This is a genomic window from Zunongwangia profunda SM-A87 (assembly GCF_000023465.1).
In the GTDB taxonomy this organism is placed as follows: Bacteria; Bacteroidota; Bacteroidia; order Flavobacteriales; family Flavobacteriaceae; genus Zunongwangia; species Zunongwangia profunda.
In genome coordinates this window covers 3037825-3055705 of record NC_014041.1, presented here as the reverse complement: position 1 = coordinate 3055705, position 17881 = coordinate 3037825, and the positions used below count along the sequence as shown (strand labels likewise).

13 protein-coding genes are annotated in these 17881 nt (G+C 37.1%); 3 read left to right on the top strand and 10 right to left on the bottom strand.

Translation table 11 applies throughout. The features are described from left to right. Nucleotides 1-34: 34 nt before the first annotated feature. Nucleotides 35-1075, bottom strand: a complete 1041-nt coding sequence (locus tag ZPR_RS13455) for a UDP-glucose--hexose-1-phosphate uridylyltransferase (protein ID WP_013072251.1) — start codon at nt 1073-1075, stop codon at nt 35-37. Between the two features lie 23 nt (nt 1076-1098). Further along, entirely contained in the window at nt 1099-2262 is a 1164-nt protein-coding gene (galK, locus tag ZPR_RS13450; protein ID WP_013072250.1) for a galactokinase, read from the bottom strand. A 124-nt stretch (nt 2263-2386) separates the two neighbouring features. On the opposite strand from galK, the gene ZPR_RS13445 reads away from it, so the two are divergent. Continuing rightward, the gene (locus tag ZPR_RS13445; RefSeq protein WP_013072249.1) at nt 2387-3091 is read left to right on the top strand and encodes an NUDIX hydrolase; all 705 of its coding nucleotides are present in this window, start codon (nt 2387-2389) and stop codon (nt 3089-3091) included. 102 nt (nt 3092-3193) lie between these two features. Then, entirely contained in the window at nt 3194-4081 is an 888-nt protein-coding gene (locus ZPR_RS13440; protein WP_041578932.1) for a hydroxypyruvate isomerase family protein, read from the top strand. Nucleotides 4082-4137: 56 nt separating this feature from the next. Here ZPR_RS13440 and ZPR_RS13435 read toward each other — a convergent pair whose 3' ends face one another. The 8 genes from ZPR_RS13435 to ZPR_RS13400 all read right to left on the bottom strand — a co-directional run bounded on the left by ZPR_RS13435 (nt 4138) and on the right by ZPR_RS13400 (nt 16575). Then, on the bottom strand, nt 4138-5010 hold the full coding sequence (locus ZPR_RS13435) for a sterol desaturase family protein (protein WP_013072247.1): 873 nt from the start codon (nt 5008-5010) through the stop codon (nt 4138-4140). Between the two features lie 405 nt (nt 5011-5415). Further along, nucleotides 5416-5625 (bottom strand): hypothetical protein, encoded by a 210-nt coding sequence (locus ZPR_RS13430; RefSeq protein WP_041578931.1) that lies wholly within the window; start codon nt 5623-5625, stop codon nt 5416-5418. Nucleotides 5626-5681: 56 nt separating this feature from the next. Then, the gene (locus ZPR_RS13425; RefSeq protein ID WP_041578930.1) at nt 5682-6071 is read right to left on the bottom strand and encodes a hypothetical protein; all 390 of its coding nucleotides are present in this window, start codon (nt 6069-6071) and stop codon (nt 5682-5684) included. Between the two features lie 347 nt (nt 6072-6418). Next, nucleotides 6419-8971, bottom strand: coding sequence for an adenosylcobalamin-dependent ribonucleoside-diphosphate reductase (locus ZPR_RS13420; protein WP_013072243.1), 2553 nt, complete (start codon nt 8969-8971; stop codon nt 6419-6421). Between the two features lie 381 nt (nt 8972-9352). Then, on the bottom strand, nt 9353-10798 hold the full coding sequence (locus tag ZPR_RS13415; RefSeq protein WP_013072242.1) for an alpha-amylase: 1446 nt from the start codon (nt 10796-10798) through the stop codon (nt 9353-9355). A gap of 52 nt (nt 10799-10850) precedes the next feature. Next, nucleotides 10851-11996, bottom strand: a complete 1146-nt coding sequence (locus ZPR_RS13410) for a SusE domain-containing protein (RefSeq protein WP_013072241.1) — start codon at nt 11994-11996, stop codon at nt 10851-10853. 18 nt (nt 11997-12014) lie between these two features. After that, the gene (locus ZPR_RS13405) at nt 12015-13637 is read right to left on the bottom strand and encodes a RagB/SusD family nutrient uptake outer membrane protein (RefSeq protein WP_013072240.1); all 1623 of its coding nucleotides are present in this window, start codon (nt 13635-13637) and stop codon (nt 12015-12017) included. 10 nt (nt 13638-13647) lie between these two features. Continuing rightward, nucleotides 13648-16575, bottom strand: coding sequence for a SusC/RagA family TonB-linked outer membrane protein (locus ZPR_RS13400; RefSeq protein ID WP_041578929.1), 2928 nt, complete (start codon nt 16573-16575; stop codon nt 13648-13650). Between the two features lie 239 nt (nt 16576-16814). Here ZPR_RS13400 and ZPR_RS13395 point away from each other — a divergent pair, with 239 nt between their 5' ends. Continuing rightward, nucleotides 16815-17834, top strand: coding sequence for a LacI family DNA-binding transcriptional regulator (locus tag ZPR_RS13395; RefSeq protein WP_013072238.1), 1020 nt, complete (start codon nt 16815-16817; stop codon nt 17832-17834). Nucleotides 17835-17881: the final 47 nt, after the last annotated feature.

Genomic DNA, 17881 nt, shown 5'->3' with positions numbered 1-17881 from the left:
CGGGATTTTTTTATTGGTTGGTTAGTTAGAAAAATTATTGCTTTAAATAATGAATGTCACTTAGATTTTGTAATGTTTTTGCAGCCTGCTCTGCAGTGATGTCCCGTTGTGGGCCGGCAAACATTTCGTAACCTACCATAAATTTTTTCACTGTAGCTGAACGTAATAGCGGCGGGTAAAAACTCATGTGCCAATGCCATTCGGGATATTCAGCGCCATCGGTTGGTATTTGATGAATTCCGCTTGAATAGGGGAACGATGTTTCAAAAAGGTTGTCATATTTTATAGTCAGTTTTTTAAGAATTTCAGCAAAGGCTTTTTCTTCGTCCTCACTTAACTGCCCAATATGCTGCTGATGTTTCTTTGGCGCAATCATAATCTCATATGGCCAAACCGCCCAATAAGGAACAAGCGCAACAAAATGCTCATTTTCTACAATAATTCGCTCTTTAGCTTCCAGTTCCTGTTTTAAATAATCACCAAGTAAACTGCTTTGATTCTTATCCCAGTATTCTTTAAAATGCTTTGATTTTTTTTCAATTTCGGTTGGAATAGACATTTGTGACCAGATTTGCCCATGTGGATGCGGATTACTACAGCCCATAATGGCACCTTTGTTTTCAAAGATCTGCACATAATTAATATTTTCCTGACTTCCTAACTCGTCATATTCCTTTTTCCAGGTTTTTACCACTTTAGTAATGTCTTCTTCTTCCATTAAAGGAAGGGTAAGGGAGTGATCTGGTGAAAAGCAAACCACTTTACAGATTCCAATTTCTGTTTCAGCCTTCATCAGCCCATTTTCCTGAGTAGCCACAGGACTATCGATTAGAAGGGCAGAGAAGTCATTTATAAAAGTATATGGTTCTTTATAATCTGGATTTTTATCGCCGGTGCTTCTGGTATTTCCCGGGCATAGATAGCAACTGGGATCGTAGGTTTCCTTTTTAGGCGTAGTATCCTTTTCGGTTTTTCCCTGCCATGGTCGTTTGGTACGATGTGGAGAACAAAGAATCCATTCGCCGGTTAAAATATTATATCTTCTATGAGGGATCGAATTAATGTCGTGACTCATTGTTATCTTTTTCTAATTAATAATTAAAGCTTTTCTACGATCGTACCTTCACTAGGTGAAACAGCAATTGTGTCTAATTTTATATCGAACTTCTTAAAATAAGCTTCAGCAGCTTCAGCAATATATTCTTCGATTTTATCGGCTTCGATTAAATTGATAGTACAACCTCCAAAACCACCACCCATCATTCGGGAACCGTAGATATACTCTTTAGGCCTGGAGAATTCTACCAGGAAATCAAGCTCTGGGCAACTAACTTCATAATTATGCTGAAGGCCGTCGTGAGAACCGTACATCAAATCACCAAACTCGCTAAGTTCACCAGCTTTTATAGCTGTTGTAGCCTTCATTACGCGATTGTTTTCTTCGATTACGTAGCGTGACCGTTGGTATTGTTTTCCTTGTAGTTGCTCTTTAAACTCTTCAAGCATATCAAGATTTACATCGCGAAGACTTTTTACTTCTGGATATTGTTTTTGAATAATATCTACGGCAGCTTCACATTCTTGCCTACGGGTATTGTACTCACTATCGGCCAGGTTATGCGAAACATTAGTGTTTAGTAATAATAGTTTACAGGATTTAAAATCTGCCGGAATATATTCAGCATGTAAACTTTCACAATCTAAAAGGATAATATGATCCTGTTTACTCATTACAGAGGCATATTGGTCCATAATTCCGCATTTGTTACCTACAAAATTATGTTCGGCTCTTTGCGAGAGCTGCGTGATTTCCAGTTTACTTAATCCAAGATCGAAAAGCGCATTTAGCCCCGCGGCAAACCCACATTCCAATGCTGCAGAAGAACTTATCCCGGCGCCGGTAGAAAGATCGCTTTTTATGATACAATCAAATCCTTTTAGTTTTTTGCCTAAAAGATTTATCTCGTTAGCCACTCCTAAAATATAATTTTCCCAGGATTTATCACTTATGGATAAATGATGCAGGTCGAATTCTAAATAGGCATTATACGTGGCGCTATAAACCCGACATGTGCTATCGGTTTCGTTTTCTTTAAATTCGAAATATATTTTCTTATCGATAGCAGTAGGCATTACAAAACCGTTGTTGTAATCGGTATGTTCACCAATAAGGTTTATCCTTCCGGGGGAGGCAACCTTAACAATTGGCTTAAAATCAGAAAAAACTTCTGGTATGTTTTGCGCGTTGGTTGAAGTACTCAATATGCTAATTTTTAGTAAATTTATAGATCAAATATAATAAACGTAAAAATTACATTCATCTTTTTAAGAGAATATTTTTTAAGTATTTCCCTATATTTAACAGCAAACTGTATAAAATACGCCTATGACCCCAGCTTTAAAAGATCTCTACGTACAAAAAGATAAAATGTACGTAGCAACCGATTGTATTATTTTTGGTTTTGATGCAGGAAAGTTAAAATTACTTGTTTTTAAAAGAAGAGTAGAGCCATTTTTAGGAGCCTGGTCCTTAATTGGAAGCTTTGTACGAATGGAAGAAGATGTTAGCGAGGCAGCCAAACGTGTACTTACAGAGATTACCGGTTTGGATAATGTTTTTATGGAGCAGTTGAAAGCCTACGGCTTGGCTAATCGGGATCCTGGTTATCGCTGTGTTTCTATCGCACAATTTGCGTTGATTAGAATCGATGATTACGATAAAGAACTTACAGAAACACATGGTGCCCATTGGTTCGAATTAAACGAGTTACCAGAACTGGTGTTAGATCACGGGCAGATGGTAGAAGATGCCATGGCAAGGCTAAAACGAAAAGCCAGGTACCAGCCTATAGGTTTTGAGCTTTTACCAGAAAAATTCACAATTCCCCAATTACAGTCACTATATGAAGCGATTTATCAAAAGAAGCTGGATGATAGAAATTTCAGGAAAAAACTAATGACACTGGGATTATTAATCAAGCTTAACGAGAAAGATAAAACCACATCCAGAAGAGGTGCCTTTCTTTATAAATTTGATTATGATAATTATCAAAAGCTGGTAAAATCTGGGTATAACTTTGAAATTGCTTAAGTTTATACTGTCATATTTAGTATATCATTAAAATAATAAGATTTACTACAGTTTTTTAATTTATAATGTATATTTTACGCTTATTAATAATTTCTGAAAAGGATGAGTAGAACAAATCGAAGATCTGCGATTAAAGCAATGGCCGTAGGTGCTGGTGTTTTAGGGATAAGCCCGATGATTGCATTGGAAGCTGAAGCAAAACCAATCAACCTAAATATGAAACGCTTAAAAAATAATATTAAACATTCGGCCTGCCGCTGGTGTTATCAAAATATTCCTTTGGAAGAATTTGCCAAAAATGCTGCGGAAATTGGATTAAAAGGTATCGATCTCTTAACACCCGAAGAGTGGGATACGGTAGAGAAATATGGTTTAGAATGCTCGATGGCGACAGATTCGTTTGCAAATATCGAAAATGGTTTTAACGAAGTAAAAAACCATAAACATTTACAGGAATCTTATAGGCCTTTAATCGAAAAAGCTTCGAAACACGGAATTAAAAATGTGATCGTTTTTTCGGGGAATCGCCGTGGAATGGACGATGAAACCGGATTTAAAAACTGTGTTAACGGGCTAAAACCATTATTGGAATATGCGCAGGAGCGCAATGTAAACCTTGTAATGGAGCTTTTAAACAGTAAAGTAGATCATCATGATTATATGTGCGATCATACCGAATGGGGGGTAGAGCTGGCAAAACGTACTGAAATGCCGAACTTTAAATTACTCTATGATGTGTATCATATGCAAATAATGGAAGGGGATGTAATTGCTACTATTAAAAAACATCATGATTATATAAATCATTATCATACTGGAGGTGTTCCCGGTCGTAATGAGATTAATGATTCACAGGAACTATATTATCCCGCTATTGTGAAAGCCATAATCGAAACTGGCTTTGACGGTTATTTGGCACAAGAATTTATTCCTACCTACGATGATAAACTGGAAGCTTTAAAAGAAGGAATTACAATTTGTGATGTCTAGGGTAAGAATTTAAATAAAAACAAAGAAGCTCGCTTACCAGGCGAGCTTCTTTGTTTTTAAGCGTTTTTTTTACCGGGATTTTTTTCTAGTGAACTGGGTGGTGCCACAAAAATCCATAAAGCTTTTTTTAGGCTGCCGGCACGACGCATATTTTTAAAAATATCTACCCAAACATGGAAAACATGTTTTACAGGGTTAAAATGTTTTGGCTGATCAATAATCCCATAGATCGATTTTTCTGTTTCAGGTTCGAAAGTGCCAAACATACGATCCCATATTATAAAAGTTGAGCCGTAATTTTTATCGAGGTAATTTTCATTTCTACCATGGTGAACGCGATGATGTGATGGAGTAACAAAGATGAAACTAAACCATTTTGGCATTCTGTCAATTAGTTCTGTATGAATCCAAAACTGGTATAACACGGCAATCTGGTGACAGATAAAAAAGACGACGGGATGAAATCCTAAAAAACTGATAGGAATAAAAAAAATCACTTTTATCTGTTGGGTCCAGGATAATCTAAAGGAGGTAGAGAGGTTATATTTTTCTGAATTATGATGGGTAACATGTGTGGCCCACAAAAAATTAACTTCATGCCCGTATCGATGAGCCCAATATCTGCAAAAATCCAGAACAACAAAGCATAAAATAGAGGTGAACCAGTTTACCGGAATACTCCATGAAACCGAATTATAAACCCATAGTACAAGTCCAAACATGATAGATTTGGTTACCAGGCCTTGTAAAATATAAACGAGACCAATGGTTAGTGAGGTCAAGAAATCTTTTTTCTCATAAAGGTCTCTTTTGGTTTTCCAGCTAAAATAGAATTCTAAAAGCGCCAGTCCAATCATGATCGGAGCGGCGTAAAGAATTAAATCGGGAGCACTGGAAATTACTTTTTCTAATGTGATTTCCTTTTTCATGGGGTTCTTTTTTTTTAGATTATAAAAGTTTTGAGCTCCATAAACAAATCTAAAATATTAAGATTTTAAATTTTAACAGAAAACGGTTTTGTACGCTTTGGTCAAGTTCTTATTTGATAAGTCTAAAATACCATGATATACCAATTGCCAGATTTATAGAATAACCATTTATATCCTCCTAAAATTTATTTCGAGTAGCCAAGCCAACCATCTCGATCTTATGGAAGAAGATCCAATACTCTCTCTTTTGCTTAAAAATACACTTGGAATCGTATGCATTCGAAGATCACTTTCTTTATTGTCATAATCATTTTCAGAGAATTCGGTTATTGCGAGTCCGGCAAATGGTGCAATTTTTAAAGCTGAATTGGCAGCTTATGATTACATAACCGTATGAAACATCTATCAAGCAAATGTAAAATCCAGACCTTCTTCCCAATGGGGTCTGCCAGCATTTGTTCTATCTACATCACCTCCAGATAAAACAGTGTTGATATAAAGCATTGAATTTTTATAGGAAAAATCGAAGCCAAAATTAAAACCAATAGAATTGCCAAAATGTTCGTTCACAGTATTTTTTCTAAAACTGTAAGCAGCACCCACATTTAATCCCAATCCAAAATTAGTTTTTTTTTGGATCGCATTATTTTTGTAGATCGCTAGACGGTCGTCTATATTGGCGGTCCATTCCTATACAATTTTAAACCCCTTCCACTAAGGCTTTGACTTTGGAAAATTTCTACTTCATTATTTAGGGCCTCATATTGATGTTTAAAAGCAGTTTCCACTGAAAAACAAGAACCAAGGCGATCCAGATCGTATTGTAATTTTCTTCGGTATAATTCTGCAATATTAAAAATTACCTGATTGTATTGCAGATTTTGAGGCGCTTTAAATCCCGGTTTTATCCACGAAAGTTGCGTATCGGTGTAGCAAAAACTTTGCAATCTAAATACTACGGTATCGTTTATTTTTTCTTTTCGCGTTTTGTAGCCAATTAAGTATTTTAATTCTGAAGTAGTATTCTCAAAAGAAATTTCGCGTTCCCGGAAGTCCGTCATCCCAGGTTATATTTCCTTCATTCCAGTTTTTTCTGGATTCCTGACTGTATACTCCTATAATTACGAAATAGAAGAGCACACAAAAATAGTTGATATTCATTACCGCTACAGAATCTTAAGATTCCAAAAGTCATTTTGATGGTAAAAATCAAAATTTGAAAGTGAATAATATTATGCTGGGAAAAGCGTGCTAAAAATATATAATTCCGGAATATCTTTTATAAAAAAAGTAGGCATTAAACTATAAATTTCCAGAAGTGGGCTTAGATGTTCAATTAAAAAAGGCCGCCAATAGGCAGCCTTTAGTTAACACTTAAAAATATGTATTTTTTGTGAATCTTTTTCTGCTATCCACATTTAGATGACCCACAATCTTTACAGGTTAAACAACCTTCCTGATAGATAAGGTTAGAGGAATTACAATTAGTACATTTCTCTTTTTTGGCTACGGTACCATCTGCTATGAAGCGTTTTAAAGCTCTTGCAACTCCATTTTTCCAGGTATTGATGGATTCTGAATCTAATTGAAGACTGTTTACCAGGTTCACCACATTGTCTATTGGCATACCATGTCTTAGTGTACTGGAAATTAATTTGGCATAATTCCAGAATTCAGGATTAAATTTGTGAGATAAACCTTCAATAGTGGTTTTGTAACCTCTTTTATTTTTATACTGAAAATCGTAGCGGGACGTCCCGTCTTCATTTCGGTTTTTTATAATCAAGCCTTCATTTACCCATCTAGGGATTAGGATGCCATCTTCATCGTCTGAAAATCCTGTGAAAATCTCGTAAGGACGACCATCAATTAGTCCTATAAAGGCGATCCATTTATCTTTGCTGTTTTGGAAACGAACTACATCAGCCTCTAAAACCTGTGGGCGCTTTGTAGGAAAAATACCGTTTCCTTCTTTTTCTTCTTCTTTTTTCTCGTCATTAGAAATCAAAACGCCAGAACGTGATCCGTCACGATAAACGGTAACTCCTTTGCAGCCTGCCTGCCATGCTTCAAGATATAACCTGCCTACCAGATCTTCACTAACATCATTAGGCAAATTGATCGTCACACTAATAGAATGATCTACCCATTTTTGCACAGCGCCCTGCATTCTTACTTTACTTAACCAGTCTACATCATTACTGGTGGCCTGGTAATAGGGAGATGCTTTTACAAGTTCGTCCAGATCAGTATTCGAATAGTTTTTATCAATATCGTGACCGTTTATCTTCATCCATTCTTTAAAACGGTGATGGAAAACTACATATTCTTCCCAGCTATCGCCAACTTCATCTACAAAATCAACCCTAACATCTTTATCGTTGGGATTTACTTTTCTTCTACGTTTATAAACCGGTAAGAAAACAGGCTCGATCCCAGAAGTGGTTTGTGTCATTAAACTGGTAGTTCCGGTAGGCGCGATGGTTAAAAGTGCAATATTCCTACGACCGTATTCTAACATATCATAGTATAATTTTTCATCGGCTTCCTTCAAGCGAAGGATAAAAGGATTTTCCTTTTCACGATCTGAATCAAAAATACCGAATGCACCTCTCTCTTTTGCCGTTTCTACTGAAGCACGATAAGCTGCAAGGGCAATATTTTTATGGATTTCAGTAGAAAACGCTACCCCTTCTTCGCTTCCGTATTTAATACCAAGTCCGGCAAGCATGTCACCTTCTGCAGTAATACCAATCCCGGTTCTACGGCCTTCCTCAGCCTTCTTTTTGATGTTTAACCACAGATTTCTTTCAACACCTTTTACATCTTCATTTTCAGGATCAGCATCTATTTTTTGTAAGATAGCATCGATTTTTTCTAACTCCAGATCGATGATATCGTCCATAATTCTTTGTGCTGCGCTTATGTGTTTTTTAAAAAGTGTGTAGTTGAATTTAGCTTTTGTAGTAAAAGGATCTTCAACATAAGAGAACAAGTTAATAGCCAGTAAACGACAAGAATCATAAGGACAAAGTGGGATTTCACCACATGGGTTGGTAGAAACCGTTTTATAGCCAAGATCCGCATAGCAATCTGGTACGGATTCGTTAATTACCGTGTCCCAAAATAGAATCCCAGGCTCTGCTGATTTCCAGGCGTTATGAACGATTTTTTTCCAAAGCTTTTCGGCTTCAATCTCTTTACTGAATTTAGGCGCATCACTAAAAACAGGATATTTTTGTGTATAAGCAGTTTTATTTTTTACCGCTTTCATAAAATCATCGTCAATTCGTACAGAAACGTTTGCCCCCGTAACTTTACCCTGCTCCATTTTTGCATCAATAAAATCTTCTGAATCGGGATGATTGATTGATACGGAAAGCATTAAGGCGCCACGACGACCATCCTGGGCCACTTCTCTGGTAGAGTTGGAATAACGCTCCATAAAAGGAACAATTCCCGTTGAGGTTAAAGCGGAGTTTTTAACCGGGGAGCCTTTAGGTCTTATATGGGAAAGATCGTGACCAACACCACCACGACGTTTCATTAATTGTACCTGCTCCTGATCGATTTTCATTACCCCACCATAAGAATCTGAGCTCCCCTCATTGCCAATCACAAAACAGTTAGATAACGAAGCGATCTGGTAAGGATTTCCTATTCCTGCCATCGGGCTTCCCTGTGGTACGATGTATTTAAAGTCTTTAATAAGATCAAAAACTTCATCCTCGGTCATTGGGTTTGGATATCGCTGTTCTACACGGGCAATCTCTTTGGCAATTCTACGGTGCATATCGTTAGGGGTTTGCTCGTAGATGTTGCCGTCTGAATCCTTTAAGGCATACTTGTTAACCCAAACACGGGCGGCAAGATCATCACCTTTAAAATACGCTAAAGAAGCTTTAAAGGCTTCGTCTTGAGTGTATGTTTTAGAAGCTTTAGGTGTTGTTTGTACAGGCATAAATCACGTCGATTAAATTAGAAAAGTAATATTTGGTAGAGTAAAAGTAACTAAATATTTACGAGCGTATTTACTTAATAATTCAAAAGTTATCAATAAAACCTTGTTAATAAATTAGTTTTCAGTGAATTGAAAATTTATCAACACTGTGAAGTTGACAAAAAAAGAAAACTTTCAATACATGTGATTTGGAAAAGTTTTAGATGCTGACTGCTAACGGATAAGGAAAAAAATAAAAGCGGAAGTATCTTTTATACCATCTGAATAGAAATCTAAAAATAGAATTTACTTTTTAATAAACATGTTTTTATATCATAAAAAAATCAAAAAACGGGATAAAAATCTATTTATCCCGTTTTCTATGAAATTGGTAAAATGAAGTTATTCTGTGATCGACCAGATCGCATAAGAATTTGCAGGAGCTTCAATAGTCACTTCCCCATCTTCACTTACTTTTGGATGGTAATTTGAATTTTCAGAATAGTCCATTAAAATGTAAGAATCCCAACTTGTGGTTATTGTTCTTCTTTTTGCACTTGCTGAAATGTTCATATAAAGAATAAGACCAGGATTTTCTGAGTTTCCACTTCTTTGCATGATGTATTCGTCATTATCGGCATAGATTATCTCTAAAGAGCCGGTGGCTAAACTATTATGAATACGTATTAATTTGTTTAACTGCTCCTGGAATTCAGGATTTTCATAATCCAGGTAAAATACGGTAGGATAACCAGGATGCGTCATAATAAAAGCATATGCTTTAAGCTTATTTTCGGGAGCTATGATATTATCCTCGTTAGCATCTTTTTCAGTATCATGATTGGCTGTAAAAGTTACTGCCTTTTCTGGGTTTGTTTGCCAAACCTGATCATTGGTAAGACCTTTTAGATCATGGTTTCTATCAAAAGCCTGTTCCATAACGTAGAAAGCAGCAAAATCAAACACCCCACTTCCGGTAGCTTCAATATGATTTCTTAATACGCCAGGATTGCCGTCCCAAAGTTCACTTACAGAGAATCCGCCAACTTCTTCCAACCAGTCTTTAATTACAAAATCTTCAAAGCCCAGTACATAATCAAAACGCCAGCCATCAAAGCCCATAACATTTTTATAATATTTGGCAACAGAATTTTCATCTTTCCATAACCAGTTTTGAACGCGCTCCCTATGATGATCTAAATTGGTTTCCTGGTAAAATAAACTTCCCGGATCGTAATTGCTTACACTGTTAGGATAAAAATCCTCGTAATTTCTGTTAAACATTCCTGAGGCATTCCCATGAGTTTCGTCGAATAGGGTATAAGTTTCTTTTTCGCGATAGGGATTGTATTCCAGACCGCCGCCAGAGTTATGATTTAATACCATATCGGCGATTACTTCAATATCATTATCGTGTGCTACGCTAATCATTTGTTCCAGGTCTTCGCGAGTTCCAAATCGAGTAGGGATGGTGCCATGCTGATCGTATTCTCCAAAGTCATAATAGTCTGAAGGATCGTAACCCATAGAATAACCACCAGATTGCCCCTTGCTGGCAGGTGGAATCCAGATACGGTTTACCCCCGCATCGGCCCAGGAGCCTAATTTATCAGATATGGTATTCCACCATTCAAATCGTGGTTCTACATCCCAGTAAAAAGCCTGCATCATTACCCCGCTACCATTATCATATTCTGCCAGGTTTAATGCGGAAACAGGTTCTGGTTGTCCTATACTACTATCATCATCCGGATCTACTGTTGTAGTATCATCATCTGAAGAACAACTAAAGAAAATAACCAAAATCAGTAAATAGAAAATTGGCTTATTTTTAAATGTTTTTTTCATAAAATAGTGAAGTTAAAAAAGGCTGCCGCAGCAGCCTTTTTATATTAATTGATTATTCTGAGATCTGTGGGATCAAGATATAACGTCCATCAAGATCATTAAACCAGATATTGTAAGTCCCAGGAATAGCCGGCATATTATCTGAGCTACCAAGTCCTGCTTTACCGCTAAGAGCTTCAGAAGCGTTACCCCAGTTATTATCCCAGGCATCGTTAGCTCTAAATTTAAATTCACCATCAGTTAATACAAAATTTGTAGCATACCAGATATGAGGATTAAAGGTAGATTGCGTCATATCAGTATCAGCATCCCAGGCACCTGGTGTTGCGTCACCAATAATACCAATACTCATATAGGTAGGAGCATCGGTAACATTTATACTTTCAAACGAATACGTACCATCAGCAACATCGATGGTGAAACTGTAGTAAGCATCATCAGCAACTGGGAACGCCTGGGGATCATCATCTAAAATGGCACTACTAGTAGCAATACCATCGTTAATACCCCATTGTGGCTGCCAGTTTCCTAAACTTTCTAATAGTTTAAATCCTTCAACACCATCGCCACCTGCAAATCTACCGTCAAAATAATAGATATCATCGTTTTCTCCATCTCTAAAGATTGGTGTGTTGTTATTGTTATTGTTCCATCCCGCTGCGGTAGCATCACCTACTAAATAAAGTTCTCTTTTAAGCTCGATACCTTCAGAAGATTCTGGGAGGGTAACAGAAACGCTTAAAATGTCTGAAGTTTGCTCTACTACATTAGCAGCATCTGTACCAACATAAGCTCTAACTCTAAAATAGATGTTGCCGCTATTTGGAGCATCGGTTTCAGGGTCATTGTCTAAACCAGCTTCATTTGCTAATTCCAGCATATCACCAACAGTAACCGCAAGATTATTTTCTGTAACATCACCTAAAACAGAATAGTTACTAAAAGCTTCTTTACCGGCTCCCTGCAATTCATAATTTACCGGTGTTTGTACGCCAAAATCTACTTCGTTCCAAACAAAACGTTCCGCTAGGTTATCAGTGTTTGGAGCTCTTAATGTATAGGTGTTTGCGGTTTGATTCATAAACGCAATCCCATCTGGATCTGGCTTTGCAGTAAAAGTGAAATCATCATCTTCTGTACAAGCTGTAAAGCTCAATATTGCGATAAACGCGATGAATAATAGTGTTAACTTTTTCATTGTGTCTTGTTATATTTATTAATAGCCTGTATTTTGTGTTAAATTAGGATTGATTAGGATGATGTTACTAGGTAGTGGGAACAAAACTCTGTAATCGCTTACCGATGTCCCAGATTTTGAACCTCCCTTAAATGGCCATAGATAGCTACCCGTTGTAAAATCATTATAGCGAATAAGATCTGTTCTTCGTTGACCTTCCCAGTACAATTCGCGTGCTCTTTCATCCAAAACGAAATCTATATTTAGATCGCTGGAAGAAATATTACCATCAGCATTTCCAAAAGCTCTTTCCCTTAGCTCGTTGATGTAACCTACAGCTTGTTGAATATTTCCGCCGGATCCTCCACGAGTAACCGCTTCGGCATAAGTAAGATATATTTCTGCCATTCTAATTACGGGAAGATCGGTATCTACAAAATCACCACCAGCATCACTACCGGCATTTCCTTCAGAATCAATATTTTTGAATTTTGTTACCGCATAACCATCGGTAAACGTATTGGCGATTGTGTTGATCTCAAGATTTTGTCCTTCTGTAAAAAACATAGCTCTTTTATCCGCCCATTCAGTTGGGTTACCATCTTCATCTGAAGCGGTTACTGCATAATCGAATTTGTTAACCAAGGCTTTTGTGGTCCTTAATCCAGACCATCCACCATTTACACCGAATTTAGAAGCATCCATATCTCCACCAATCGCAGCATGTACAAGGAAGGTTGTTCCTCCATAAGTTCTGGAACTGTTACCGTCAAAGTTTAAAGCGAATATAAATTCATCCTGAGCACCATTACTATCGTTATCGGCTAGGAAAAGTTCGTCGTATGCCGAACCATTACCATTAGCATCTACGGTATTAATTCGGTAAGAAGAATTAATAACCTGATTTGCATAGGTAATAGCATCAGTATAATGATCTTCTCCAATCCATACTTCAGCATTTAAATAAAGTTTAGACAGTAAAGCCCATGCCGCAACGCGGTCTACACGACCATATTCATTAGCACCGCTTTCCATTAATATATCCTGAATTTCGGTTAATTCAGTTTCGATAAAACTAAAAATCTCTTCCCTGGAGTTTTGCGCTGGTAACTCTGTAGAAATTTGTGTTACTAAAGGAACATTTCCATAAAAGTCAATAAGGTTATAATAGGCAAAAGCTCTTAAGAACCGTGCTTCGGCAATAAAAGATTCTATCGCCGGATCCTCTAAAGAGGAGGCATTCGAGATAAACGAGTTACAAAATGAAACTTCCTGAGCAAGACGATAATACATCGCAGTAGTAAAGTCGTTACCAGCTCCCCAGCTCATAGCGTGTAAATTTGGAAGTCCCGGGTCACCCCATCCTACCACAGCATTATCCGTAGTTAGCTCATTTAGACTAAATAGCATTCTGGAATACTGTGAAGTACCTTCATCTATCCCAGAAATATCAGGTTGCCCGGCAGGTCCTTCTTGTCCTGTTAAAGCTAAACTCGCATAAAGCTTTGCCAAAGCGCCTCTGGCTTCATCTGCATTGGCGAATACATCGTTTTCTGTAAAACTATCTGGATCGATAGGTGTTTGATCCAGGTCATCATGACAAGACACTAAAATAAGTGTAGGGATGATGAGCGCTAATTTCTTTATATAATTCATTTTCATACTTCTTTTTTTAGAAATTTAGATTTACCCCAACAGTAAAAGTTCTTGGCCTAGGGTAGAAATTGTTATCGATACCTCCATTAATTTCTGGATCAAGACCCTCGTAATCTGTAACGATAAGTACATTTTGTGCAGTACCATAAAGTCGCAGTGTAGATTCTTTAAAGATCTGGTCGAAGGTATAACCTAAAGTAATATTGTCTAGTTTGAAGAACGAAGCATCCTGCACATAGTAATCACTTTGTAAGTTAGTTTCTGTTAAACTCTGGAAACCGGTATTAAAGTAATCTCTATGTAGATTAGTTAGAATGCTATTCTCGGTAGCTCTAATCTCATAAGATTTGGCAGAAGCCATGTTATTGTAAGCATAGTTTCCTAAACTAGCTCTTGATACAACGGCTAGATCCCAGTTTTTAAAACTAACATTGGTATTAAGCCCCATAGTAATATCAGCAAAAGGATCCTTATAAAGATATTTGTCATCATCGTTGATCTGGTTGTCACCGTTACGATCTACATAAGCCCCTTCAATTGGTCTTCCTGCTTCGTCATAAATCTGTTTATAAACCCAGTAGCTAAAAGGAGAATATCCTTCTTTTTGTAACTGGATATTATTACCAGTACCTCCGTTAATACCTCCAGCTTCTACCTGATCGGGTAAATTAGTGATCTCGTTATCATTGTAAGCGATGTTGTATCCAATACTCCATTTGAAATTATCGGTTTGTACAGGAACTACGTTAATTTCAAATTCGATACCCCGGTTTTCCATGTCCCCGATGTTTTTATCGATACCATTGGAGAAATTAGTAAACGGGTCTATGGTTACGTAACTAATCATGTCTTCAGTTTTCTTAAGGTATGCATTAACAGACCCTGAGATTCTACTGTTAAAAAATGAGTAGTCGATACCGGCATTGATAGTTTTACCAACCTCCCATCTTAGATCTTCATTGTAAGCTTCTGGGCGGTAAGTTTGGTAATATGATTGTCCAAACTGGTAGTATGCATTAGATCTTGAACCGGTATACTTCGTTAAGAACAGATAATCACCTAATCCGTTAACATTGGCAATTTCACCATAACCTACACGAAGCTTTAATTGATCAACCGAATTAGAATTGAAAAAATCTTCGTTATTAATATTCCATGCTACGGCAAAAGAAGGAAAATATCCCCAACGGTCTTTTGGATTCAATTTAGAAGAGGCATCCGCTCTTAAAGTAGCAGTAAGTAAATAACGATCAGCATAATTATAGTTTGCTCTACCAAAATAAGATAGTAAAGTACTTCTCCATTTATCAATGAATTCTGAATCGTTTCCTTCTTCTGCAGCTTCACTGTCAAAACTGTAGTTATCGTTTTCGAAACTTTGATAAGAATATCCTAATACAGCATTTAAACTATGGTCCTTAAAATCCTTATCATAGGTTAAATAAGCATCAAAAAGTTTATTGGTAGAGTTGTTGGTGTAATTAGAATAAGAACCGTTCCAGTCTAATTGGGAAGATGGCATGTTTTCAGAAACTATCGTTCTTCCGTGACTATTTGTTTTGTCAAGACCAATATTTACCGTAGCTGTTACATCTGGAAAGAAATGGAGCTTATAGTCTACTTTAGCATTTCCTATAAAGCGACGTACTTCAGCAGAATCGTCTTTTTCGTTAATCAACGCAATCGGATTCACCGGAGCCAGGTTATTTAGTACATATCTATCAGCGTCTTCACTATATACCAACCATGAATTATAGTTGCTAAAAGGTGAATTAGCATCATAGATGGGCTGTGTAGGATCATAATCTACAGAGGTGCCGATGGCATCACGGTTGGCAAATGTATTTTCTGTGTACATTCCACGTCCATTAATCTCAAATTTTAAATGACCATCCATAAAACTTGGTCGTAAGCTTACAGACCCTGTAGTTCTTGAAAAGTTATCTCCTGATAAAATACCATCCTGATCGGTATATCCAACCGAAGCCCGGGTAGGCATAAATCCGCCAATATTTCCGGTAGTACTTAAATTATGATCAAAACCAATTGCCTCAGAATAGATTTCTTTTTGCCAGTTCATATTAGCATTGCCTAGGCGAGCAATAGCCGCTTCGTTTCCAACCTGGTTCACCAAATTTCTAAATTCATCGGCATCCATGACATCTACATAGTTTGTAGGTCTGGATACGGTAGTGTTTCCAGCATAGTTGAACTTAAATTCCTGCCCTTTACCTTTTTTAGTGGTAATTAAAACCACACCATTGGCAGCACGAGAACCATAGATCGCCGTAGAAGACGCATCTTTTAAGACGGTCATACTCTCGATATCGTTTGGATTGATAAAATCTAGCGGATTTCTAGATCCACCTACATTACTATTATCCAAAGGAATACCATCTACAACGTATAGCGGAGAGCTATTTAAAGAAATAGATCCAATTCCACGAATATTAATATTCTGGCCCTCGCCAGGTGCTCCACCACCAGAAGTTACGGTAACCCCGGCAATTTTACCGGTGATTAACTGTCCTGCAGTATTTACCTGTCCCTGGTTAAAATCTTCAGTAGAAACCTGGTTTACGGCACCTGTTGCATCTTTTTTACGAACGGTACCATATCCAACCACCACCACTTCATCTAGTGTAGCCTGGTCTTCGTCTAATTGCACATTAATAGTTTCTTGTCCTGTGAATGCGATTTCTTTAGTAGAAAACCCTAAAAATGAAAAAGCGATAGTATCTCCAGCTACAAGGTTTTCGATAGTGTATAAACCATCAAAATCTGTAATGGTTCCATTGCTGGTTCCTTTCACAATTACGTTTGCTCCCGGCACCGGCATTCCGGTTGCGGTTTCTGTCACCGTTCCGGAAACAGAATTCTGGGCAAAAAAGCTCATCGGTAGCATAAACAGCAAAAACAATGTGCTTTTAATAAATGTTTTCATAAATTTCCCTATTGAATTTTACTTAGATTATAAACTTTATATTTTTACTTCCTGAGGTTAAAATTATATAAATTTTAAGTTCTTTTTTTGAGGATATTTTAATGAACCCTCACTACAACGTTGTAGTGTTGACAACTTTTCGTTTTTTAGGGCTTTTAAATGTCAAAACCCTAATTTAAACCATGTTTTTGTAGTATTTTTGAAGGGAAGAGCACAGATAATAGTGAAGACTGAATTTTATGAGGCCAAAACTTACGTTAAAACAAATTGCTAAAGAATTAGATGTATCGATTTCAACGGTTTCAAAATCACTTCGGGACAGCCCGGAAATAGGAGAAGATACGAGGCAAAAAGTGCAGGCTTTTGCTAAATTATATAACTATAAACCCAATAACATTGCACTTAGTCTTAAAAATCGAAAGACAAAAACTATTGGGGTTGTTATTCCTGAAATTGTACACCATTTTTTTACTACGGTTATTAGTGGAATAGAGCATATTGCTAATGAAAAAGGGTATAGCGTAATTGTTTGTCTTTCAGATAATAGTTTTGATAAGGAAGTGCTGAATATGGAGATGTTGGCTAACGGTAGTATCGATGGTTTCATTTTGTCGGTAGCGAAAGAAACCATGCAAAAGGGCGATTATCACCATTTAACCGAAGTGGTTAATCAAGGAATGCCTCTGGTGCTTTTTGATCGATCTGTAGAGGAGGTTCCTTCAGATAAAGTAATTATAGATGATGTAAAAGGTGCAAAAAAAGCAGTGCAATGCTTAATCGATAAAGGAGCTAAAAACATAGGAATTATTTCCACAGTTGATTATATAAGCGTGGGGAAATTAAGAACCTTAGGGTATACCCAGGCTCTCCAAGAAAATGGCTTTAAGGTAAATCAGAAAAGCATCCTTAAAATCGAGCATATGGATAAGGTAGAACATGAAATTTCAGCCTTTGTAAAAGAATCCGATTTTGATGCGCTTTTTGCAGTTAACGAACATTTTGCCGCAGCAGCAGTGCGAGCCGTTCAGGAAAAGGGTCAAAAAGTGCCCGAAGATGTACAGGTGATAGGCTTTACCGATGGCGAATTATCCAAACGTTTTATTCCCAGTTTGACCACTATTAGTCAGCATGGAAGCCGCATGGGAGAGGAAGCAGCACGATTATTAATCGAAAAATTAGAAAAGTCTCCTGAAGAGGAAGAAAGCTATAAAACCATTATCGTAGATACCGGTTTAATTGAACGAGAATCAACAAAATAATTATTTAATACCATAATCTTTAAATTATTAGCTATATTTATCGCCAA